18 protein-coding genes are annotated in these 21,190 nt (G+C 56.4%); 13 read left to right on the top strand and 5 right to left on the bottom strand.

Features of this window, described 5'->3' with window-relative positions; genetic code table 11:
* Positions 1 to 71 precede the first annotated feature (71 nt).
* Complete coding sequence (gene acuI, locus FFS28_RS17110) at positions 72 to 1,046, bottom strand: acrylyl-CoA reductase (NADPH) (RefSeq protein WP_137903536.1); 975 nt, start codon at positions 1,044 to 1,046, stop codon at positions 72 to 74.
* Positions 1,047 to 1,228: 182 nt separating this feature from the next.
* On the opposite strand from acuI, the gene csrD reads away from it, so the two are divergent.
* The 8 genes from csrD (at position 1,229) to tldD (ending at position 13,494) form a co-directional block, all read left to right on the top strand.
* Positions 1,229 to 3,169, top strand: a complete 1,941-nt coding sequence (gene csrD, locus FFS28_RS17105) for an RNase E specificity factor CsrD (RefSeq protein ID WP_137903535.1) — start codon at positions 1,229 to 1,231, stop codon at positions 3,167 to 3,169.
* Between the two features lie 279 nt (positions 3,170 to 3,448).
* Positions 3,449 to 4,492 carry a rod shape-determining protein MreB gene (mreB, locus tag FFS28_RS17100; RefSeq protein WP_000913396.1) on the top strand — a complete coding sequence of 348 codons (1,044 nt, stop codon included), beginning with the start codon at positions 3,449 to 3,451 and terminating at the stop codon, positions 4,490 to 4,492.
* Positions 4,493 to 4,554: 62 nt separating this feature from the next.
* Positions 4,555 to 5,571: a rod shape-determining protein MreC gene (gene mreC / locus FFS28_RS17095; RefSeq protein WP_006178851.1), complete on the top strand. Its 1,017-nt coding sequence runs from the start codon at positions 4,555 to 4,557 to the stop codon at positions 5,569 to 5,571.
* On the top strand, positions 5,571 to 6,059 hold the full coding sequence (mreD, locus tag FFS28_RS17090; RefSeq protein ID WP_006178850.1) for a rod shape-determining protein MreD: 489 nt from the start codon (positions 5,571 to 5,573) through the stop codon (positions 6,057 to 6,059). Before mreC ends, mreD begins: the two co-directional genes overlap by 1 nt.
* 9 nt (positions 6,060 to 6,068) lie before the next feature.
* A complete protein-coding gene (locus FFS28_RS17085; RefSeq protein WP_006178849.1) occupies positions 6,069 to 6,662 on the top strand; it encodes a Maf family protein in 594 nt (197 codons plus the stop codon).
* The gene (gene rng / locus FFS28_RS17080) at positions 6,652 to 8,121 is read left to right on the top strand and encodes a ribonuclease G (RefSeq protein WP_006178848.1); all 1,470 of its coding nucleotides are present in this window, start codon (positions 6,652 to 6,654) and stop codon (positions 8,119 to 8,121) included. The genes FFS28_RS17085 and rng overlap by 11 nt, the downstream gene beginning before the upstream one ends.
* A gap of 43 nt (positions 8,122 to 8,164) precedes the next feature.
* Positions 8,165 to 11,965, top strand: a complete 3,801-nt coding sequence (gene yhdP / locus FFS28_RS17075; protein WP_137903534.1) for an AsmA2 domain-containing protein YhdP — start codon at positions 8,165 to 8,167, stop codon at positions 11,963 to 11,965.
* 83 nt (positions 11,966 to 12,048) lie between these two features.
* On the top strand, positions 12,049 to 13,494 hold the full coding sequence (tldD, locus tag FFS28_RS17070; RefSeq protein ID WP_137903533.1) for a metalloprotease TldD: 1,446 nt from the start codon (positions 12,049 to 12,051) through the stop codon (positions 13,492 to 13,494).
* Positions 13,495 to 13,542: 48 nt separating this feature from the next.
* Here tldD and aaeR read toward each other — a convergent pair whose 3' ends face one another.
* Positions 13,543 to 14,469, bottom strand: coding sequence for an HTH-type transcriptional activator AaeR (gene aaeR, locus FFS28_RS17065; protein WP_042322147.1), 927 nt, complete (start codon positions 14,467 to 14,469; stop codon positions 13,543 to 13,545).
* A 179-nt stretch (positions 14,470 to 14,648) separates the two neighbouring features.
* Here aaeR and aaeX point away from each other — a divergent pair, with 179 nt between their 5' ends.
* From aaeX to FFS28_RS17040, 5 genes are all read left to right on the top strand, one after another.
* Complete coding sequence (gene aaeX / locus FFS28_RS17060; RefSeq protein ID WP_003860416.1) at positions 14,649 to 14,852, top strand: p-hydroxybenzoic acid efflux pump operon protein AaeX; 204 nt, start codon at positions 14,649 to 14,651, stop codon at positions 14,850 to 14,852.
* A 7-nt stretch (positions 14,853 to 14,859) separates the two neighbouring features.
* Positions 14,860 to 15,792 (top strand): p-hydroxybenzoic acid efflux pump subunit AaeA, encoded by a 933-nt coding sequence (gene aaeA, locus FFS28_RS17055; RefSeq protein WP_042322362.1) that lies wholly within the window; start codon positions 14,860 to 14,862, stop codon positions 15,790 to 15,792.
* Between the two features lie 5 nt (positions 15,793 to 15,797).
* Positions 15,798 to 17,765 (top strand): p-hydroxybenzoic acid efflux pump subunit AaeB, encoded by a 1,968-nt coding sequence (gene aaeB / locus FFS28_RS17050; protein ID WP_137903532.1) that lies wholly within the window; start codon positions 15,798 to 15,800, stop codon positions 17,763 to 17,765.
* Positions 17,766 to 17,852: 87 nt separating this feature from the next.
* Positions 17,853 to 19,307 (top strand): NAD-dependent succinate-semialdehyde dehydrogenase, encoded by a 1,455-nt coding sequence (locus FFS28_RS17045; RefSeq protein ID WP_137903531.1) that lies wholly within the window; start codon positions 17,853 to 17,855, stop codon positions 19,305 to 19,307.
* A gap of 45 nt (positions 19,308 to 19,352) precedes the next feature.
* Entirely contained in the window at positions 19,353 to 19,625 is a 273-nt protein-coding gene (locus tag FFS28_RS17040) for a barstar family protein (RefSeq protein WP_006178838.1), read from the top strand.
* A 59-nt stretch (positions 19,626 to 19,684) separates the two neighbouring features.
* Here FFS28_RS17040 and yhcN (FFS28_RS17035) read toward each other — a convergent pair whose 3' ends face one another.
* The 3 genes from yhcN (FFS28_RS17035) to argR all read right to left on the bottom strand — a co-directional run bounded on the left by yhcN (FFS28_RS17035) (position 19,685) and on the right by argR (position 21,164).
* Positions 19,685 to 19,951 carry a peroxide/acid stress response protein YhcN gene (gene yhcN / locus FFS28_RS17035; RefSeq protein ID WP_006178837.1) on the bottom strand — a complete coding sequence of 89 codons (267 nt, stop codon included), beginning with the start codon at positions 19,949 to 19,951 and terminating at the stop codon, positions 19,685 to 19,687.
* Between the two features lie 102 nt (positions 19,952 to 20,053).
* A complete protein-coding gene (yhcN, locus tag FFS28_RS17030; RefSeq protein WP_006178835.1) occupies positions 20,054 to 20,317 on the bottom strand; it encodes a peroxide/acid stress response protein YhcN in 264 nt (87 codons plus the stop codon).
* Positions 20,318 to 20,693: 376 nt separating this feature from the next.
* Positions 20,694 to 21,164: a transcriptional regulator ArgR gene (argR, locus tag FFS28_RS17025; protein WP_006178832.1), complete on the bottom strand. Its 471-nt coding sequence runs from the start codon at positions 21,162 to 21,164 to the stop codon at positions 20,694 to 20,696.
* Positions 21,165 to 21,190: the final 26 nt, after the last annotated feature.

Here is a 21,190-nt window from a genome sequence, read left to right as displayed (position 1 = left end):
CTCCGTCATGCGTTTTTGTAATCATGACGGAGGAGAGCGGTTAGCGCGAATATGTCACGAAAATTTGAAGATTAGGCTATTTTCACCAGCGCACGGCCATGGAACTGGTTGTCCATAATCTTATTGGCATAGTCAGGTGCCTGGCTGAGGGAAATTTCGGTGGCACTTTGGGTAAAGAAGGACTCCGGCAGATCACGAACCAGACGCTCCCAGGCTTCAGCGCGACGGGCTGCAGGCGTCATCACAGAATCGACCCCCTGCAGGCGCACGTTACGCAGAATAAACGGCATCACGGTGGTTGGCAGGGCAAAACCGCCCGCCAGACCGCAGGCAGCCACGCAGCCGCCGTAGTTCATCTGCGCCAGGACTTTCGCGAGCACTTTGTCACCTACGGTATCAACTGCGCCTGCCCACAGCTGTTTTTCCAGCGGACGGGTTTCGGCGAACTCTTCCCGGCCAAGGATGCGGCTCGCCCCCAGCTGACGCAGGTAGTCATGTGTGCTCTCACGGCCAGAGACGGCCACAACCTGATAACCCAGCTTATGCAGCAGGGCAACGGCGGTGCTGCCTACGCCACCGCTCGCGCCGGTCACGACAATTTCGCCAGATTCCGGGCGGATCCCGGCGTCTTCCAGCGCCATCACGCATAACATAGCGGTAAAGCCGGCTGTTCCCACGATCATCGCTTTACGGCCATCTAACCCCGCCGGCATCGGTACCAGCCAGTCGCCCTTCACGCGCGCCTGAGAAGCCAGGCCGCCCCAGTGGTTTTCACCCACGCCCCAGCCGGTGAGCAGCACCTGCTGCCCGGCGTGGAAGCGCGGATCTTCGCTGGTGTGCACATGGCCCGCAAAATCAATTCCTGGCACCATCGGGAAATTTCGGATGATTTTACCTTTGCCGGTAATCGCCAGCGCATCCTTATAGTTCAGGCTGGACCAGTCAATGTCCACGGTGACGTCGCCTTCGGGCAGACGGCCCTCTTCAATGGCTTGCACCGTGGCAAGGGTTTTACCGTCCTGCTGTTCTAAAATCAAAGCCTGCATACTGGTTCCTCACGACTCAGATGATTGGAAAATAATTCCTTAAGACTATACTCGCACAACGAAACGTTATGCCGATTTAACGCAATAAATTGCCAGATAGGCCAGGTTTGGTAGTATGTCGCATCTCAAATGCAAGTTAGCGCTTACTCGCTATTCCATCAACCCACGGAGTAATCTCAAGGATGCGATTAACCACGAAATTTTCAGCGTTTATCACGCTGCTGACGGGGCTCACCATCTTCGTCACGCTGATTGGCTGTTCCCTGAGCTTTTACAATGCCATTCAGGATAAGCTGGTCAATCGCGTTCAGTCGGTGGCATCGGTCATTGATACCCGTCTGATTACCACCTCGCTCCCGGCGCTGTCGCGCGAGCTGGACGAGCTGATGGTGCCGGTAGATATTGTTCAGATCGATATCACCCAGGGCAAAAAAACGGTTTTTAGCCATGCCCGACAAACAAGCTATCGGCCTGCCGGCACGGTGAATCAGTACCGGGAGGTGGCGGTTAATTCGCTCAAACATCCCGGCATGACCATCAGGATGGTCTACCTGGACCCGATGTCCAATTACTTCCGCTCGTTGATGACCACCGCGCCGCTGACCATGGCCGTTGGCTTTATCGTGGTGTTGATTTTTCTCGCCGTGCGCTGGCTGCGTCGTCAGCTCTCGGGCCAGGAGCTGCTGGAGAACCGTTCGGTACGAATACTGAACGGCGAACGCGGTCCGCAGGTGCGCGGTTCGGTCTATGAATGGCCGACACGCACCAGCAGCGCGCTGGACGTGCTGCTGTCTGAAATTCAGTTCGCCAGCGATCAGCGTAGCCGCATGGATACCTTGATCCGCTCCTACGCCGCGCAGGATAACAAAACGGGCCTGAATAACCGTCTCTTCTTTGATAATCAGCTGGCCACGCTGCTGGATGATGCTGAAAAGGTAGGGGCGCACGGGGTGGTGATGATGATTCGCCTGCCTGATTTCGATCTGCTGCGCGATACCTGGGGCCGCCGCGCGGCGGAAGAGAATCTCTTTACGCTCATCAACCTGCTCTCAACCTTTATTATGCGCTACCCCGGTTCGCTTCTGGCGCGCTATCACCGCAGTGATTTCGCCGTGTTGCTTCCCCATCGCACGCTGAAAGAGTCAGAGAGTATTGCCAGCCAACTGCTGAAAGCCGTCGATGCCTTGCCGCAAAGCAAGTTGTTCGACAGAGACGATATGGTGCACATTGGCATCTGCGCATGGCGCGGCGGGCAGGCAACCGAACAGGTGATGGAACATGCGGAAGCGGCAACCCGCAATGCGGTCCTGCAGGGGGCGAACGGCTGGGCGATTTATGATGATTCGCTGCCGGAAAAAGGGCGCGGCAACGTGCGCTGGCGTACGCTGATCGAGCAGATGTTAAGTCGCGGCGGGCCGCGTATATACCAAAAACCGGCGGTTATGAAAAATGGCCTGGTTCATCATCGCGAGCTGATGTGCCGTATTTTTGACGGCACGGAAGAGGTCATCTCCGCCGAATACTTGCCGATGGTGCTGCAGTTTGGCCTGTCCGAAGAGTACGACCGCCAGCAAATCTCTCGCCTGATCCCGTTCCTGTCGTTCTGGCCCGAGGAAAACCTGGCATTACAGGTCACCGTTGAGTCACTGATCCGCCCGCGTTTTCAGCGCTGGCTACGCGATACGTTAATGCAATGCGAAAAATCGCAACGTAAACGCATTATTTTTGAACTTGCAGAGGCAGATGTAGGTCAACACATCAGCCGGTTACGTCCTGTGGTACGGTTAATCAATGCGCTTGGTGCTCGCGTCGCGGTGACGCAGGCGGGCCTGACGCTGGTCAGTACCAGCTGGATCAAGGAGCTGGGTGCCGAGCTACTGAAGCTGCATCCGGGGCTGGTAAGGAATATTGAAAAACGCACGGAAAACCAGCTGCTGGTACAGAGCCTGGTGGAAGCGTGTAAGGGAACACAAACACAGGTATTTGCCGCTGGCGTGCGCTCGCGGGGTGAATGGCAGATGTTGACAGAGCGCGGGGTTGCAGGTGGTCAGGGTGATTTTTTTGCCGCCTCTCAGCCGCTTGACACCAATGTGAAAAAATATTTGCAAAGATACTCTGTTTGACCTGCCGTTTAATCAGTTTTCACGTAGAATATCGCGCCTGTAGCTTTGAGTATGACGAGCAGAAGCCAGTGAACGACCTTTAACGGGTTACAAATGCAAGTGAGGACGCTACTGTTTACTCAGCCCTGAGGGATTCAGGGGATGAATTTGTAACAAAGGAAACGTACTGCACTAATTTTCACCGTAGCTGACGATTTTTGCGCCTTGTCGCTGCTACGTGTGGTTGGTAAAGTAAGCGGATTTTGTATTCCGCCCCAGCTTTCAGGATTATCCCTTAGTATGTTGAAAAAATTTCGTGGCATGTTTTCAAATGACCTGTCCATTGACCTGGGTACCGCGAATACCCTTATTTATGTAAAAGGACAAGGCATCGTACTGAATGAGCCTTCCGTTGTGGCCATTCGTCAGGATCGTGCCGGCTCGCCAAAAAGCGTCGCTGCAGTCGGTCATGATGCGAAGCAAATGCTGGGCCGTACCCCAGGCAACATCGCCGCGATCCGCCCAATGAAAGACGGCGTTATTGCTGACTTCTTTGTGACTGAAAAAATGCTTCAGCACTTCATCAAGCAGGTTCACAGCAACAGCTTCATGCGTCCAAGCCCGCGTGTTCTGGTGTGTGTGCCGGTTGGCGCAACCCAGGTAGAACGTCGCGCAATCCGTGAATCCGCTCAGGGTGCAGGCGCGCGTGAAGTGTTCCTGATTGAAGAACCTATGGCGGCAGCTATCGGTGCAGGCCTGCCGGTTTCTGAAGCGACCGGTTCCATGGTTGTGGATATCGGTGGCGGTACCACTGAAGTGGCCGTGATCTCCCTGAACGGTGTGGTGTACTCCTCTTCCGTGCGTATCGGGGGCGACCGTTTCGACGAAGCCATTATTAATTATGTGCGCCGTAACTACGGTTCCCTGATCGGTGAAGCCACCGCAGAACGTATCAAACACGAAATCGGTTCTGCTTACCCAGGCGATGAAGTGCGTGAGATCGAAGTGCGTGGTCGTAACCTGGCAGAAGGCGTTCCACGCGGCTTTACCCTGAACTCCAACGAAATCCTCGAAGCGCTGCAAGAGCCGCTAACCGGTATCGTGAGCGCGGTGATGGTTGCGCTGGAACAGTGCCCACCAGAACTGGCGTCTGATATCTCCGAGCGCGGTATGGTGCTGACCGGTGGTGGTGCGCTGCTGCGTAACCTCGACCGCCTGTTGATGGAAGAGACAGGTATTCCTGTCGTAGTTGCAGAAGATCCACTGACTTGCGTCGCCCGTGGTGGTGGCAAGGCGCTGGAAATGATCGACATGCACGGCGGCGACTTGTTCAGCGAAGAGTAGTCGGGTGTGAAAGGGTAGCAAATGGCTACCCTTTCTCTCTGACGCGAGAAGACGCATAGCCTATGAAGCCAATTTTTAGCCGTGGCCCATCGCTACAGTTTCGCCTTATCCTGGCGGTGCTGGTTGCGCTTGGGGTCATTATTGCCGATAGCCGCCTCGGTACGTTCAGCCAGATCAGAACGTACATGGATACCGCCGTCAGTCCTTTCTACTTTATATCAAATGGTCCCCGTGAATTACTCGACTCCGTTTCGCAAACGCTGTCTTCGCGTGACCAACTCGAACTCGAAAACCGGGCGTTACGCCAGGAACTGCTGCTGAAAAACAGCGAGCTGTTAATGCTGGGTCAATATAAGCAGGAAAACGCGCGACTGCGTGAACTGCTTGGCTCGCCGCTGCGTCAGGATGAGCAGAAAATGGTCACCCAGGTGATCTCAACCGTCAACGATCCTTACAGCGATCAGGTTGTTATCGATAAAGGTAGCGTTAACGGCGTCTATGAAGGTCAGCCGGTCATCAGCGATAAGGGCGTTGTCGGCCAGGTGGTGGCGGTTGCTAAACTGACCAGCCGCGTGCTGCTGATTTGTGATGCGACCCATGCGCTGCCGATTCAGGTGCTGCGTAATGATATCCGCGTGATCGCGGCCGGTAACGGCTGCACGGACGATCTGCAGCTTGAACATCTGCCAGCCAATACGGATATCCGTGTGGGCGATGTGCTGGTGACGTCAGGTCTCGGCGGTCGTTTCCCTGAGGGCTATCCGGTTGCGGTGGTCTCCTCCGTGAGGCTTGATACGCAACGTGCCTACACCGTGATTCAGGCGCGTCCAACGGCCGGGTTACAGCGTCTGCGCTATCTGCTGCTGCTGTGGGGGGCCGATCGTAACGGATCAAATCCGATGACGCCGGAAGAGGTGCATCGCGTGGCGAATGAGCGTCTTATGCAGATGATGCCGCAGGTTCTCCCTTCGCCGGATTCGATGGGGCCGCCTGCGCCCGTCCCGGCTCCAGCAACGGGCTTAACGCAGCCGCTGCCGGACGCACCGCCACCGCCTCAGCGCTCGTCGGGAGGGCAGTAGTGGCAAGCTATCGTAGCCAGGGACGCTGGGTTATCTGGCTCTCATTTCTTATCGCACTGCTGTTGCAGATTATGCCCTGGCCGGACGACATCCTCGTTTTCCGGCCTAACTGGGTATTGCTCATTCTGCTCTACTGGATCCTGGCCCTGCCGCACCGCGTAAATGTCGGCACGGGTTTTGTGATGGGTGCCATACTGGATCTCATTAGCGGCTCTACGCTTGGCGTGCGTGCCTTATCCATGAGCATTATCGCGTATCTCGTCGCGCTTAAATTCCAGCTTTTTCGTAATCTCGCGCTCTGGCAACAGGCGCTGGTGGTGATGTTGCTGTCGCTCGCTGCGGATGTTGTTGTTTTCTGGGCAGAGTTTTTAGTGATCAACGTCTCTTTCCGACCGGAAGTGTTCTGGAGTAGTGTAGTAAACGGTGTGCTCTGGCCATGGCTGTTCCTGCTGATGCGTAAAATTCGCCAGCAGTTTGCCGTGCAATAAAAGGTTTCTATGACGTCTGTCTATCTTGCTTCTGGTTCACCGCGTCGTCAGGAGTTGCTCACGCAGTTGGGCATCTCCTTCGAGCGCATCGTTACGGGTATCGAAGAGAAACGTGCAGAGGGCGAAAGCGCTCAGCAGTACGTTTGCCGCCTGGCGCGAGAAAAAGCGCAGGCTGGCGTGGCGCAAGTGCCGCACGATCTTCCGGTGTTGGGTGCCGATACCATCGTCATCCTGAACGGTGAAGTGCTTGAGAAACCGCACGACGCGGACCATGCGGCGCGCATGCTGCGCAACATGTCCGGGCAAACGCATCAGGTCATGACGGCGGTCGCACTGGCCGACAGTCAGGATGTGCTGGATTGCCTGGTGGTGACGGACGTCACGTTCAGAGTGCTTACCGATGACGAGATCGCCGCCTATATCGCGAGCGGTGAACCGATGGATAAAGCAGGTGCATACGGTATTCAAGGGTTGGGTGGCTGTTTTGTCAGGAAGATTAATGGCAGCTATCACGCCGTAGTCGGCTTACCGCTGGTGGAAACGTATGAGTTGCTGAGCAATTTTAACTCACTGCGTGAGGGAAGGGATAATTATGACGGCTGAATTGTTGGTAAACGTAACGCCCTCGGAAACCCGTGTGGCCTACATTGATGGTGGCATTCTTCAGGAAATTCACATTGAGCGTGAGGCGCGACGCGGAATAGTAGGCAATATCTACAAAGGTCGGGTCAGTCGCGTACTGCCGGGTATGCAGGCGGCTTTTGTAGATATTGGACTCGATAAGGCCGCGTTTCTGCACGCCTCCGACATCATGCCGCACACCGAGTGCGTGGCGGGCGAAGAACAGAAGCAGTTTGCCGTACGCGATATTTCTGAGCTGGTGCGCCAGGGCCAGGACCTGATGGTGCAGGTGGTGAAAGATCCGCTCGGCACCAAAGGCGCGCGTTTGACCACCGACATCACCTTACCTTCCCGCTATCTGGTCTTTATGCCGGGTGCCTCGCACGTCGGGGTGTCGCAGCGTATTGAGAGCGAAAGCGAGCGCGAGCGCCTGAAAAAGGTGGTCAGCGCCTACTGCGACGAGCAGGGTGGGTTTATCATCCGTACCGCAGCGGAAGGGATCAGCGAAGAGGATCTGGCCTCCGATGCGGCCTATCTTAAGCGCGTCTGGACCAAGGTGATGGAGCGTAAAAAACGCAACCAGACCCGCTATCAGCTTTACGGTGAGCTGGCGCTTGCCCAGCGCGTACTGCGTGATTTCGCCGATGCGCAGCTCGACCGCATTCGCGTGGACTCCCGTCTGACCTACGAAGCGCTGCTGGAGTTTACCGCCGAATACATCCCTGAAATGCCGGGCCTGCTGGAGCACTATACCGGGCGTCAGCCGATTTTCGATCTCTTTGACGTCGAAAACGAAATCCAGCGCGCGCTTGAGCGTAAGGTGGAGCTGAAATCCGGCGGCTATCTGATCATCGATCAGACCGAAGCCATGACCACTGTTGACATCAACACCGGGGCGTTTGTCGGCCATCGCAACCTGGATGACACCATCTTCAACACCAACATCGAAGCGACGCAGGCCATTGCCCGCCAGCTTCGTCTGCGCAATCTGGGCGGCATTATCATCATCGACTTTATCGATATGAATAATGAGGATCACCGCCGCCGCGTGCTGCATTCCCTGGAGCAGGCGCTGAGCAAAGACCGCGTAAAAACCAGCATCAACGGCTTCTCGCAGCTGGGTCTGGTGGAAATGACCCGGAAACGGACCCGTGAAAGCGTGGAACATGTGCTGTGTAACGAGTGTCCTACCTGTCATGGACGCGGCACGGTAAAGACGGTGGAGACCGTCTGCTACGAAATCATGCGTGAAATTGTCCGCGTTCATCACGCCTACGACTCCGACCGTTTTCTGGTCTATGCTTCCCCTTCGGTGGCGGAAGCGCTCAAAGGCGAAGAGTCCCACGCGCTGGCAGAAGTGGAAATTTTTGTCGGCAAGCAGGTCAAAGTGCAAATTGAACCGCTCTACAATCAGGAGCAATTTGACGTAGTCATGATGTAAGGCGCGATGCGCTGCGAGAATAAAGGCTGACAAGGAGAGACGCGTGAGGCGATTGCCGGGGATTTTACTGCTTACAGGGGCAACGCTCGTCGTGATTGTCGCGTTGCTCGTGAGCGGGCTGCGTCTCGTCTTACCGCATCTGGACAGCTGGCGTCCGCAGCTGCTGGCGAAAATCGAATCCTCCACCGGGGTGCCGGTGGATGTCAGCCAGATCAGCGCCAGCTGGCAAAACTTTGGCCCGACGCTGGACGTGCGGGATATCAATGCCAGCCTGAAAGACGGCGGCTACCTCAAAATTAAACGTGTCACCCTGGCGCTGGACGTCTGGCAAAGTTTGCTGCACCTGCGCTGGCAGTTCCGCGATCTCACCTTTTACCAACTTAGGTTCCTGACCAACACGCCGATCAGCAGCGATGGCTCCAGCAAGGGGCTTGAGACCAACCGGTTTAGCGATCTTTTCCTGCGCCAGTTCGATCACTTCGATCTGCGTGACAGTGAGGTGAGCTTCATTACGCTTTCCGGCCAGCGCTCGTCGCTGGCGATCCCCCAGCTGACCTGGCTCAATGGCAAAGATCGCCACCGCGCCGAAGGGCAGGTGAGCCTCTCGAGCCTTAACGGGCAGCACGGTGTTATGCAGGTGCGAATGGATCTGCGTGATGACGACGGCTTGTTAAACAACGGCAAAGTGTGGCTGCAGGCTGACGACGTGGACGTCAAGCCGTGGCTGGGCGACTGGATCCAGCAAAATATGCAGCTCGAAACCGCCCGTTTTAGCCTGGAAGGCTGGATGACCCTGACGAAAGGGGAATTTGCCAGCGGGGATATCTGGCTGAAGCAGGGGGGCGCAAGCTGGAAAGATGAAAAACAACCGCATCAGCTCTCCGTTGATAACCTCACCGCGCATGTGACCCAGGTGAAAGGGGGCTGGCAGTTTGCCATTCCCGATACGCGTATCACCATGGACAGCAAGCCCTGGCCGCGCGGCGCGCTGACGCTCGCCTGGATGCCGGAGCAGGATGTGGGCGGCACGAACAGTAAACGCAGCGATGAGCTGCGCATTCGTGCCAGTAATCTCGATCTGGAGGCGATAGAAGGGCTGCGCTCAATGGCGACGAAGCTCTCTCCGGAACTTGGTGACATCTGGCTGGCAACACAGCCAACGGGTACGGTAGACGCGCTGGCGCTGGACATTCCGCTGCAGGCAACAGAGAAAACCCGATTTCTCGCGTCCTGGACCGGTCTTGCCTGGAAACAGTGGAAGCTCTTGCCGGGCGCAGAACATTTTAGCGGTAAGCTGGAAGGCAGCGTGGAAGACGGCAGGCTGACGGCAGAAATGCGCGATGCCAAAATGCCGTATGAAACGGTTTTCCGTGCTCCGCTTGAGATTGAAAAAGGCTCCGCCGTTCTCAACTGGCTGCACAACGATAAAGGCTTTCAGCTGGATGGCCGCCAGATCGATGTAAAAGCCAAAGCGGTGCATGCGCGCGGTGATTTCCGCTATTTGCAGCCTAAAGGCGAAGAGCCATGGCTGGGTATTCTGGCGGGGATCAGCACCGACGATGGCGCGCAGGCCTGGCGTTATTTCCCGGAAAATCTGATGGGCAAAGCGCTGGTGGACTACCTCAGCGGTGCGATCCAGGGCGGTCAGGCAGATAACGCCACGCTGGTTTATGGCGGCAATCCGCATCTCTTCCCATACAAACACAACGAAGGGCAGTTCCAGGTGCTGGTGCCGTTACACAACGCGACCTTTGCCTTCCAGCCGGACTGGCCTGCGCTGCAAAATCTCAATATCGAACTGAACTTCCTCAATGACGGGCTGTGGATGAAGACGGACAGCGTGGCGCTGGGCGGTGTGACCGCCAGCAACCTGACGGCAAACATCCCGGATTACTCCAAAGAGAAGCTGCTCATTGATGCGGACATCAAGGGGCCCGGCAAGGCGGTTGGCCCCTACTTTGACGGGACGCCGCTAAAGGAATCGCTGGCGGCAACGCTCGATCAGCTGCAGCTGGATGGCGATGTGAATGCTCGCTTACATCTGGACATCCCGCTTGATGGCGAAATGACGACCGCTAAAGGTGACGTCCGGCTCCAGAACAACAGCCTCTTTATCAAGCCGCTGAATAGCACGCTGACCAACCTCAACGGGCAGTTCAGCTTTGTAAACGGCAACCTCAAGAGCGAGCCGCTCAACGCCACCTGGTTTAACCAACCGATCAATATCGATTTTTCCACCACCGAGGGTGAGAAAGCCTACCAGGTGGCGGTCAACATGAATGCCAGCTGGCAGCCATCGCGCATGGGCGTGCTGCCCCGGCAGATCGAAAGTGCGGTCGGCGGCGCGGTTGACTGGCGTGGCAAGGTCGGTATTGAGCTGCCTTATCACGCCGGGGCGCGGTATAGCGTAGATATCACCGGCGATCTGAAAAACATCAGCAGTCAGCTGCCTGCCCCGCTGGACAAAAAAGCCGGGCAGCCGCTGCCGATGAAAATCAACGTGGCGGGTGGCCTCAACAGCTTTGACTTAACCGGCAGCGCGGGCGGGACAAACCACTTTAACAGCCGCTGGCTGCTTAACCGCAAGCTGACGCTCGACAGAGCCATATGGACGACGGACAGCCGAAGCACGCCTCCGCTGCCTGAGCAGGCGGGCGTTGAACTGAACCTGCCGCCTCTGGACGGCGCTGAATGGCTGGCTCTGTTCCAGAAAGGCGTGGGACAAAACGCGAACGGTGTCGTGCAGATCCCACAGACCATCACCGCGCGCACGCCAGCGCTAACGCTGGGCGGGCAAACGTGGAATAACCTCAGCATCGTTTCGCAACCTGCGGCAAACGGTACGAAGGTTGAGGCGCAGGGACGGGAGATCAACGGCACCCTGACTATGCGAGATCACGCCCCCTGGCAGGCGGCGATCCGTTACCTTTATTACAACCCTGCCACGGCGAAGGCAAAAGAGCCGTCTGCGAGCACGCCGCCGCTGAGCAATGCTTCTCGCGTGGATTTCAGCGGCTGGCCCGATCTGCAGCTGCGCTGCGCGGAGTGCTGGCTGTGGGGACAAAAATATGGCCGCATCGACGGTGATTTCGCTATCCGTGGGAATACGCTGAGTTTGACCGGCGGCCTGGTGGATACCGGCTTTGGCCGCCTGACGGCGCAGGGCGAGTGGGTGAACAATCCTGGCGGACAGCGCACCTCGCTGAAGGGCGATATTAAAGGCAATAAGCTGGATGCCGCCGCCAACTTCTTTGGCATCAGCACGCCGCTTCGCGGCTCGTCCTTTGATGTTAACTACGACCTGCACTGGCGCGCGGCACCGTGGACGCCAGACGAGGCCTCTCTGAACGGCATCCTGAAAACCCGCTTCGGTAAGGGCGAAATTGCGGACGTGAGCACCGGCCACGCCGGACAGATTTTGCGCCTGCTGAGCTTCGATGCCCTGCTGCGTAAGCTGCGCTTCGATTTCAGCGACACCTTCAGCGAAGGTTTCTACTATGACTCCATTCGCAGCACAGCGTGGATCAAGGACGGTGTGATGCACACTGACGATACGCTGGTGGATGGTCTCGAAGCAGACATTGCCATGAAAGGCTCGGTAAACCTCGTGCGCCGCGAACTGGATATGGAAGCCGTGGTTGCGCCGGAAATCTCCGCCACCGTGGGCGTCGCGGCGGCCTTTGTGGTGAACCCGATTGTCGGCGCGGCGGTGTTTGCCGCCAGTAAGGTGCTGGGGCCGCTGTGGAGCAAGGTCTCCATTCTGCGCTACCGCATTACCGGCCCGATCGATAAACCGCAGATTAATGAGGTGCTGCGCCAGCCGCGCAAAGATGCACAGCAATGATTTGACGTGGGCGGGTAATTGCCTCACTCTCAATAAATATGAATTTTTTACCGCCCAAGCGGCAACGAACGAGTAGCAATACGATGAGTCTGAACCTGGTAAGTGAACATTTGCTCGCAGCGAACGGCCTGAGCCATCAGGACCTGTTCTCCATTCTTGGTCAACTGACCGAACGCCGTCTCGACTACGGCGATCTCTATTTCCAGTCGAGCTATCACGAATCCTGGGTTTTAGAAGACAGCATCATCAAAGATGGCTCTTATAACATTGACCAGGGCGTTGGTGTGCGCGCCGTCAGCGGCGAGAAAACCGGCTTTGCCTATGCCGACCAGATTAGCCTGGCGGCGCTCGAGCAGAGCGCGCAGGCCGCGCGTACCATCGTGCGCGATACCGGCGATGGCCGTGTGAAAACGCTGGATGAAATTCAGCACTCTGCACTCTATACCAGCCTCGATCCGCTGCAGAGCATGAGCCGTGAAGAGAAACTGGATATTCTGCGCCGCGTGGACAAAGTGGCCCGCGCTGCGGACAAACGCGTGCAGGAAGTCTCTGCCAGCCTGAGCGGTGTATACGAGCTGATCCTCGTCGCAGCAACCGACGGAACGCTGGCTGCCGACGTGCGTCCTCTGGTCCGCCTCTCGATTAGCGTGCAGGTGGAAGACGATGGCAAGCGTGAACGCGGCTCCAGCGGCGGCGGCGGTCGTTTTGGCTATGACTGGTTCCTGGGTGACGTTGACGGTGAAGCCCGTGCCGATGCGTGGGCCAAAGAGGCCGTGCGCATGGCAATGGTGAACCTTTCTGCGGTGGCCGCGCCGGCGGGGACCTTCCCGGTCGTGCTGGGTGCTGGCTGGCCGGGCGTACTGCTGCACGAAGCGGTGGGCCACGGTCTGGAAGGCGACTTCAACCGTCGCGGTACGTCGGTGTTTAGCGGCCAGATAGGGCAGCTCGTCTCCTCCGAACTGTGCACCGTGGTTGATGACGGTACTATGGTTGACCGTCGTGGCTCTGTGGCTATCGACGACGAAGGAACGCCGGGCCAGTACAACGTGCTTATCGAAAACGGCGTACTGAAAGGTTACATGCAGGACAAGCTCAACGCGCGTCTGATGGGCGTGGCGCCAACGGGTAACGGCCGTCGCGAATCTTACGCGCACCTGCCGATGCCGCGCATGACCAACACCTATATGCTGCCGGGGCAATCCACGCCGCAGGAGATTATCGAATCCGTTGATTACGGTATCTTCGCGCCAAACTTTGGCGGTGGTCAGGTGGATATCACCTCCGGTAAGTTTGTCTTCTCGACCTCAGAAGCTTATCTGATTGAGAAGGGCAAAGTGACCAAAGCGGTGAAGGGCGCGACCCTGATTGGCTCCGGTATTGAAGCCATGCAGCAGATTTCCATGGTCGGTAACGATCTGAAGCTCGATAACGGCGTGGGCGTGTGTGGCAAAGAAGGCCAGAGCCTGCCGGTTGGCGTGGGGCAACCTACCCTGAAGGTCGACAGCTTAACGGTGGGCGGCACCGCGTAATTTCCCCGCACCCTGACCCTCTCCCCACGCGGGAGAGGGTCGGTGAACCTACTCTTTACGTCTTCCCCGCATTCCCTGAAACAGTTCCGCCACGTCCACAAAATACTCGGTCAGATAGTTAATACAGACCTGCACCTTCAGCGGCAGCTTATCTTTTTCGGTATACAGCGCGTAGACCGGACGGGGATCGGACTGGTAGCGCGGGAATAAGATCTCCAGCTCGCCGCTGTTGATCTCGTTGATCACCCACATCAACGGGACGTAGGCGATGCCGGCACCCGCCACCAGCCATCGTGAGATGGTCATCGGATCGTTTGTCACGAAACGCCCCACGGGCAGTAGCTTCGTGGAAAGCCCTTCCGGGGCAATCAGTTCAAACTCGTTATCCGGGCGCACGCTGTATTCCAGCCAGGAGTGGTTCGTCAGGTCGGCAGGCTTTTCCGGAACGCCGTACTGTGCCAGATAGCTTTTCGAGGCGCAGACCACCATCGGCATGCTGCCCAGGCGGCGGGAGAAGAGGCTGGAATCCTGCAGTGCGCCGACGCGGATCACTACATCCAGCCCGTCTGCGATCAAATCCGGCGCAGGTATGCCAGTCACCAGATTTACAGTTAAGCCCGGGTACTCTTTGAGCATATCCGCCGTCATGGCGGCGAGGACATTTTGTGCCATAGTTGAAGAACAACCGATGCGTAGCGTACCGATAGGCGTGTTGTTAAAAGCGTAAAGCTGCTCGTGGACATCCTGCACTTCATGCAGCATCCGACGGCAGCCCTGGTAGTAAATTTTGCCCGCTTCGGTTAATCCGATGCTCCGGGTGCTGCGGTTGAGCAGCTTGACCTGCAGTTCATCTTCCAGTTTTGACACCGTCTGGCTGATGGACGAGACGCTCATTTGCAGCTGCCTGGCGGCGGCGGTAAAGGAGCCCAGTTCAACCACTTTGGCAAACACCGACATGCGTTTTAAACGTTCCATTGTTCACTCTGGCTTAAAAGTGATTTAGATCACATATTATAGATAACAGCATAACAGTTACGTTAATATATTATTAATTACATAACGGCGTCGCCACTCTCGCCCGGCTTTTCTTGCTCTCCTGCGGCGGCGCACGCTGAAAAATACCGTAGCCTGCACTCTCTCTAATCAAGGTCAACATGAGTCTGTTTCCCGTTATCGTGGTGTTCGGTTTGTCGTTCCCACCGATATTCTTTGAGCTTCTTTTGTCACTGGCGATTTTCTGGCTGGTGCGCAAGGTGCTGGTCCCAACCGGGATCTATGATTTTGTCTGGCACCCTGCACTGTTTAATACGGCGCTGTATTGCTGCCTGTTCTATCTGATATCGCGCATGTTTGTTTGAGGTTGATGTGAAAACGCTAACAAGAAAAATCTCCCGCACTGCCATTACCATGGCGCTGGTTGTCCTGGCGTTCATCGCGATCTTTCGCGCCTGGGTTTATTACACCGAATCACCGTGGACGCGTGACGCGCGTTTCAGCGCGGATGTTGTGGCGATAGCGCCCGACGTCGCCGGGCTGATTACCGCGGTCAACGTCCACGATAACCAACTGGTGAAGAAAGATCAGGTTCTGTTCACTATCGATCAGCCACGCTACCAGAAAGCATTAGAAGAGGCGGAAGCGGACGTGGCCTATTATCAGGCGCTGGCTTCCGAGAAACGTCGTGAGGCGGGCCGCCGTAACCGACTTGGCGTGCAGGCCATGTCCCGCGAAGAGATCGACCAGTCCAACAACGTGCTGCAAACCGTGCTTCACCAGCTAGCGAAGGCGCAAGCGACGCGCGATCTCGCCCGGCTCGATCTGGAGCGTACGGTGATCCGCGCGCCGTCTGACGGCTGGGTCACCAACCTGAACGTCTACGCCGGGGAGTTTATCACCCGTGGCTCCACCGCGGTGGCGCTGGTGAAACAGAACTCCTTCTACGTTCTGGCCTATATGGAAGAGACGAAGCTGGAAGGCGTGCGTCCGGGTTACCGCGCGGAAATCACGCCGCTTGGCAGCAACCGCGTCTTTAAAGGCACGGTCGACAGCGTGGCCGCAGGCGTCACCAACTCCAGCAGCAGCAATGACACCAAAGGGATGGCGACCGTGGACTCCAACCTTGAGTGGGTCCGTCTGGCGCAGCGTGTACCGGTACGTATTCACCTGGATGAACAGCAGGGCAATCTCTGGCCTGCAGGCACCACGGCCACCGTGGTGATCACAGGCGAAAAAGACCGCGACGCCAGCCAGGACTCTCTCTTCCGTAAAATCGCCCACCGCCTGCGCGAGTTTGGTTAATCGCTATGGGTATCTTTTCCATCGCCAGCCAGCACCTCCGCTTCGCCGTGAAGCTGGCGTGCGCCATCGTGCTGGCGCTGTTTGTCGGCTTTCATTTTCAGCTCGAAACGCCCCGCTGGGCGGTGCTGACAGCGGCGATTGTCGCGGCGGGGCCGGCCTTTGCGGCGGGTGGTGAACCCTACTCGGGCGCCATTCGCTACCGCGGGATGTTGCGTATCGTCGGGACGTTTATCGGCTGTATCGCGGCGCTTACCATTATTATTCTGATGATCCGCACGCCGCTGCTGATGCTGATGGTGTGCTGCATCTGGGCGGGCTTCTGTACCTGGGTCTCCTCGCTGGTAAAAGTAGAGAACTCCTACGCCTGGGGACTTTCGGGTTATACCGCGCTGATTATCATCATCACCATTCAGGCAGAGCCGCTGCTTGCCCCACAGTTTGCCGTCGAACGCTGCAGTGAAATTGTCATTGGTATTGTTTGCGCCATCGTGGCCGACCTGCTGTTTTCGCCACGTTCCATCAAGCAGGAAGTGGATCGCGAACTGGATGCGTTAATTGTCGACCAGTACAAACTGATGCAGCTGTGCATTAAGCATGGCGACAGTGAAGAGTTTGATAACGCCTGGGGTGGCCTGGTACGGCGCACCACCGCGCTGGAAGGGATGCGCAGCAACCTGAATATGGAGTCTTCCCGCTGGTCCCGTGCAAACCGTCGTCTTAAGGCGATCAACACCGTGGCCTTAACGCTGATAACCCAGGCGTGTGAAACCTACCTGATCCAAAATACCCGTCCTGAAGTCGTGACCGACACCTTCCGCGAACTCTTCGCCGAGCCGGTTGAAACGGTGCAGGACGTGCATAAGCAGCTCAAGCGCATGCGTCGCGTCATCGCCTGGACCGGCGAGCGCGATACGCCAGTGACCATTTACACCTGGGTCGGGGCGGCAACGCGCTACCTCTTGCTCAAGCGCGGCGTCATCGGGAATGCCAAAATCAGTGCCGCAGAAGAAGAAGTGCTACAGGGCGAAGTGGTGATCAAAGCCGAGTCGGCGGAACGCCACCACGCGATGGTGAACTTCTGGCGCACCACGCTGGCCTGTATGCTCGGTACGTTGTTCTGGCTGTGGACCGGCTGGACCTCCGGCAGCGGGGCGATGGTGATGATCGCCGTTGTTACCTCACTGGCGATGCGTCTGCCGAACCCGCGCATGGTCGCTATCGACTTCCTGTACGGCACGATAGCTGCTCTGCCGCTTGGGGCTTTCTATTTCCTGGTAATTTTACCCTCGACGCAGCAGAGCATGCTGTTGCTCTGTATCAGCCTTGCGGTCATGGCGTTCTTTATCGGTATCGAAGTGCAGAAACGTCGCCTGGGATCGCTGGGGGCGCTGGCAAGCACCATCAATATCCTCGTGCTGGATAACCCGATGACGTTCCACTTCAGCCAGTTCCTCGACAGCGCGTTAGGTCAGCTGGTGGGCTGCTTCCTGGCGATGATGGTGATCCTGCTGGTGCGGGATAATTCGCAGGCGCGCACCGGCCGCGTGCTGTTAAACCAGTTCGTTTCGGCGGCCGTATCGTCGTTGACCACCAACACCGCGCGCCGTAAACAGAACCATCTGCCTGCGCTCTATCAGCAGCTGTTTTTACTGCTGAATAAATTCCCGGGCGACGTTGCCAAGTTCCGCCTGGCGTTAACCATGATCATCGCGCACCAGCGTCTGCGTAATGCGCCGGTGCCCATCAATGACGACCTCTCCAGCTTCCACCGTCAGCTTCGTCACACCGCCGATCATGTGCTCTCGGCGACCAGTGACGACAAACGTCGGCGTTACTTTACCCAACTGCTTGAGGAGCTGGATATCTACCAGGAGAAGCTGCGGTACTGGGACGCGCCGCCGCAGGTGACCGAGCCGGTTGGGCGTCTGGTGTATATGCTGCATCGATATCAAAACGCACTAACCAATAGCTGACTACGTAAAAAGCCGACGCCAGAAGCGTCGGTTTTTTTATGGCTATACTTATTTCTGCAGGCTCTTACATTCAGACAGGGAGGACACATGACTACCCAGGCTCTCCAGGACCACATCCTTTTTCAGAACGGCTATCTGGTTAACGGCATCTGGAAAACGCTCGACACCACCTTTGAGGTGCTGAATCCGGCCACCGGTGAAGTGATCACCCGCGTGGCGAAAGCAGGAAAAGCCGAAACCGAAGAGGCGATTGCGGCGGCGACAAAAGCATTTCCCGCATGGCGTGCCGAAACCGCGAAAGAGCGCTCGGCGATCCTCTATCGCTGGTATGAACTGATTATTGAGAACAAAAGTTGGCTCGGGCGGCTGATGACTACCGAGCAGGGTAAGCCGCTGAAGGAAGCCGAAGGCGAGGTAGAGTATGCCGCCAGCTTCATTCAGTGGTTTGCCGAACAGGCGAAGCGCGCAAACGGGGAAATCATTCCACCGATCAAACCCGGCTCCCGCATTCTGGCGACCCGCGAACCCATTGGCGTGGTTGCCGCCATCACGCCGTGGAATTTTCCTATGGCGATGCTGACGCGCAAACTCGGCCCGGCGCTGGCCGCAGGTTGCACCGGCGTGATCAAGCCCGCCAATAACACGCCCCTGAGCGCCTTCGCGCTGCTCACCCTGGCGAAGCAGGCGGGCGTGCCGGATGGCGTGCTGAATGCCGTGGCTGGGAGCACATCTGAAATCAGCGATGCCATTATGGCCAGTCATGACGTGCGGAAAATCTCGTTTACCGGCTCGACCGCCGTGGGCAAAACGCTGGTGCGTAACGCGGCCGAGACCATGAAAAAAGTCTCGATGGAGCTGGGGGGAAATGCCCCGTATATCGTTTTTGAAGACGCGGATATCGATGCCGCGGTGAAAGGCGCTATCGCCAACAAATTCCGCAATGCCGGTCAGGTGTGCGTCAGCGTAAACCGTTTCTACATCCAGGAAACGGTCTATGACAAGTTTGTTAATCAGCTGGCCGACGCAGTGAAGGCGCTGAAGGTCGGCAACGGCCTCGACGAGGGGGTGGTTGTCGGTCCGCTGATCGAACCATCGGCGGTGAAGAAAGTACAAGAGCACGTTGAAGATGCCGTTGCGAAAGGCGCGACCGTGCTGGCCGGTGGTAAACCCCATGAGTTGGGCGGCAACTTCTGGATGCCAACCGTGCTGGGGGATTGCCATGAAGGCATGAAGCTGGCGGAAGAGGAGACGTTTGGCCCGGTGGCGGCCTGCTTCCGCTTTACCTCAGAAGATGAAGTTATTATGCGCGCCAACAATACCCCTTACGGGCTGGCGGCATACTTCTACACCCAGAATTTGTCGCGCGTGTTCCGCGTCTCGCAGGCGATTGAGAGCGGGATGATTGGCATCAACGAGTGTGCAGTCTCTACGGAGCTGGGACCGTTCGGCGGCGTGAAAGAGTCCGGGCTGGGCCGGGAAGGTTCCGTACTGGGGCTGGAAGAGTTTCTGGAAGTCAAAACCCTGCATATCGGGGGATTATAATAGTCAGGGCGGCGTTTGCCGCCCGCCTGGATCGGGTGGCTGGCAATGAAAATTTATACCTTTGATTTTGACGAGATCGACAGTCAGGAAGACTTCTATCGTGAATTTAGTCGAGTGTTTGGGCTGGAACAGGGAAGCGTTACCGATCTTGATACGCTGTGGGATGTGGTCACCGGTAATCAGCTACCGTTACCGTTTGAGATAGAATTTATCCATTTGCCTGACAAGCTGCGCCGACGTTTTGGCGCGCTGGTGCTTCTGTTTGATGAAGCCGAAGAGGAGCTGGAAGGGCAGCTGCGTTTCAACGCGCGGCAGTAATAAAAAAGCCCCTGACCGGGAGGTCAGGGGCAAGTCGTATGATGAGATACGACGAGGGTTTATTTATACAGTTCAGCCGTGGCGTGCCAGTGGTCACCCTGATTCAGTTCGGTGACGCGGTAGCTGCTGGCGCCCGCTTTTTCAGCTTTTGCTGCCAGATCGTGACGGATATCCATCGGCGAGCCGGTAATAGATGTTACGGATACGCTACCCATGGACTGCAGATTTTGTGCCTGCTCCGCATTGACCTGCTGAACGGCTGCGCTCGCGCCGAAAGAGAGAACGGATGCTAAGCCAAGGGTTGCGATGATTAATTTGGTTTTCATAGTCTTTACTCCTGAAATTATTTGCTCAACGGCGAGAAGGGTTGAACTGCTATTTTTATGCCTGGTGCCGTTGAGGGGTAATTCGTCTTCTGCTACTAAAACTTATTTGTACAGCTCTGCGGTAGCGTGCCAGTGATCGCCTGAACGTGCTTCGATGACACGGTAAGATGATGCACCTTGTTCTTCCGCTTTCTTGTTCAGCATCTCATGCATGTCCATTGGGGAAGTACCCACTGCACCAACGGAGACCGTACCAATCGCCTGACGGGATTGCGCCTGATCGGCGTTGATGGAATCGGCTGCGAAAGCACCGAATGACAGGACAGAGAGAACGCTAAGTGCTGCTACAGTTGTTTTGATTTTCATGATTCTTTACCTCGTCGAATTTTTTACTGGGGTCTTCATTTCGTGACCCTCATCACAAAATCTAGTATACACTAATAACGGAAAAAATTAATACCAGACTAATGGTTTCGCGTGTAATTACGCGTTAATAAGATTCATTTTTATAACCAAAATGCATAAAATTGGTTGCTTATTAGCCATGTTGCGTTTTTATTTATAAGAAAATCATAGGGATATGACGATTTGATTTTTCGTGCGATCTTGGGCGGTGATATTCACTGGATGAATGTTAATGGGAGGTAAAAAGCACTATTTGCTAAAGTAAGCGCAGTGGAAAGCAGGGGGAAATACATGGGGAGCAGAACAATCCCCGCAGACGGGCCACGGGGAGAGTGGATTACAGTTCTTGTTCGAACAGCACCAGAATAGCTTCGTAAAGGTCTTTAACCGAGAAGCCGTTTGCCGGGGTAGTAAAGATAGTGTCGTCACCGGCGATGGTGCCGAGAATACCTTCCGCTTTGCCGAGGGAGTCCAGCAGACGCGCAATTAACTGCGCCGCGCCCGGGCTGGTGTGGATAACCACCACGGCATCGTTATAGTCGATATCCAGTACCAGATTCTTCAGCGGGCTGGAGGTGGTCGGCACGCCAAGTTCAGCCGGCAGGCAATAGACCATCTCCATTTTGGCGTTACGCGTACGCACCGCACCAAATTTGGTTAACATGCGGGAGACTTTCGACTGGTTGATGTTGTCGAAGCCTTGTTCCTGTAGCGCGTGAACAATTTCTCCCTGAGAACTGAATTTCTCTTCTTTAAGCAGCGCTTTGAACGCCCTTACTAACTCTTCTTGCTTAGACGAGCTTCGCATAAGTCACCCGAAATATGACGGTAGAA

Origin of the sequence: Enterobacter sp. 2VL (genome assembly GCF_005503595.1) — a bacterium.
GTDB classification, from domain to species: Bacteria; Pseudomonadota; Gammaproteobacteria; order Enterobacterales; family Enterobacteriaceae; genus Enterobacter; species Enterobacter cancerogenus.
The sequence above is the reverse complement of the archived record's forward strand: the minus strand, read 5'-3'. Positions and strand labels throughout refer to the sequence as shown.

Bases quoted from the DNA above. Each gene is read 5' to 3' on its own strand.
- acuI (WP_137903536.1), bottom strand. From the start codon at position 1,046: ATGCAGGCTTTGATTTTAGAACAGCAGGACGGTAAAACCCTTGCCACG.
- csrD (WP_137903535.1), top strand. From the start codon at position 1,229: ATGCGATTAACCACGAAATTTTCAGCGTTTATCACGCTGCTGACGGGG.
- mreB (WP_000913396.1), top strand. From the start codon at position 3,449: ATGTTGAAAAAATTTCGTGGCATGTTTTCAAATGACCTGTCCATTGAC.
- mreC (WP_006178851.1), top strand. From the start codon at position 4,555: ATGAAGCCAATTTTTAGCCGTGGCCCATCGCTACAGTTTCGCCTTATC.
- FFS28_RS17085 (WP_006178849.1), top strand. From the start codon at position 6,069: ATGACGTCTGTCTATCTTGCTTCTGGTTCACCGCGTCGTCAGGAGTTG.
- rng (WP_006178848.1), top strand. From the start codon at position 6,652: ATGACGGCTGAATTGTTGGTAAACGTAACGCCCTCGGAAACCCGTGTG.
- tldD (WP_137903533.1), top strand. From the start codon at position 12,049: ATGAGTCTGAACCTGGTAAGTGAACATTTGCTCGCAGCGAACGGCCTG.
- aaeR (WP_042322147.1), bottom strand. From the start codon at position 14,469: ATGGAACGTTTAAAACGCATGTCGGTGTTTGCCAAAGTGGTTGAACTG.
- aaeX (WP_003860416.1), top strand. From the start codon at position 14,649: ATGAGTCTGTTTCCCGTTATCGTGGTGTTCGGTTTGTCGTTCCCACCG.
- aaeB (WP_137903532.1), top strand. From the start codon at position 15,798: ATGGGTATCTTTTCCATCGCCAGCCAGCACCTCCGCTTCGCCGTGAAG.
- FFS28_RS17045 (WP_137903531.1), top strand. From the start codon at position 17,853: ATGACTACCCAGGCTCTCCAGGACCACATCCTTTTTCAGAACGGCTAT.
- FFS28_RS17040 (WP_006178838.1), top strand. From the start codon at position 19,353: ATGAAAATTTATACCTTTGATTTTGACGAGATCGACAGTCAGGAAGAC.
- yhcN (WP_006178837.1), bottom strand. From the start codon at position 19,951: ATGAAAACCAAATTAATCATCGCAACCCTTGGCTTAGCATCCGTTCTC.
- yhcN (WP_006178835.1), bottom strand. From the start codon at position 20,317: ATGAAAATCAAAACAACTGTAGCAGCACTTAGCGTTCTCTCTGTCCTG.
- argR (WP_006178832.1), bottom strand. From the start codon at position 21,164: ATGCGAAGCTCGTCTAAGCAAGAAGAGTTAGTAAGGGCGTTCAAAGCG.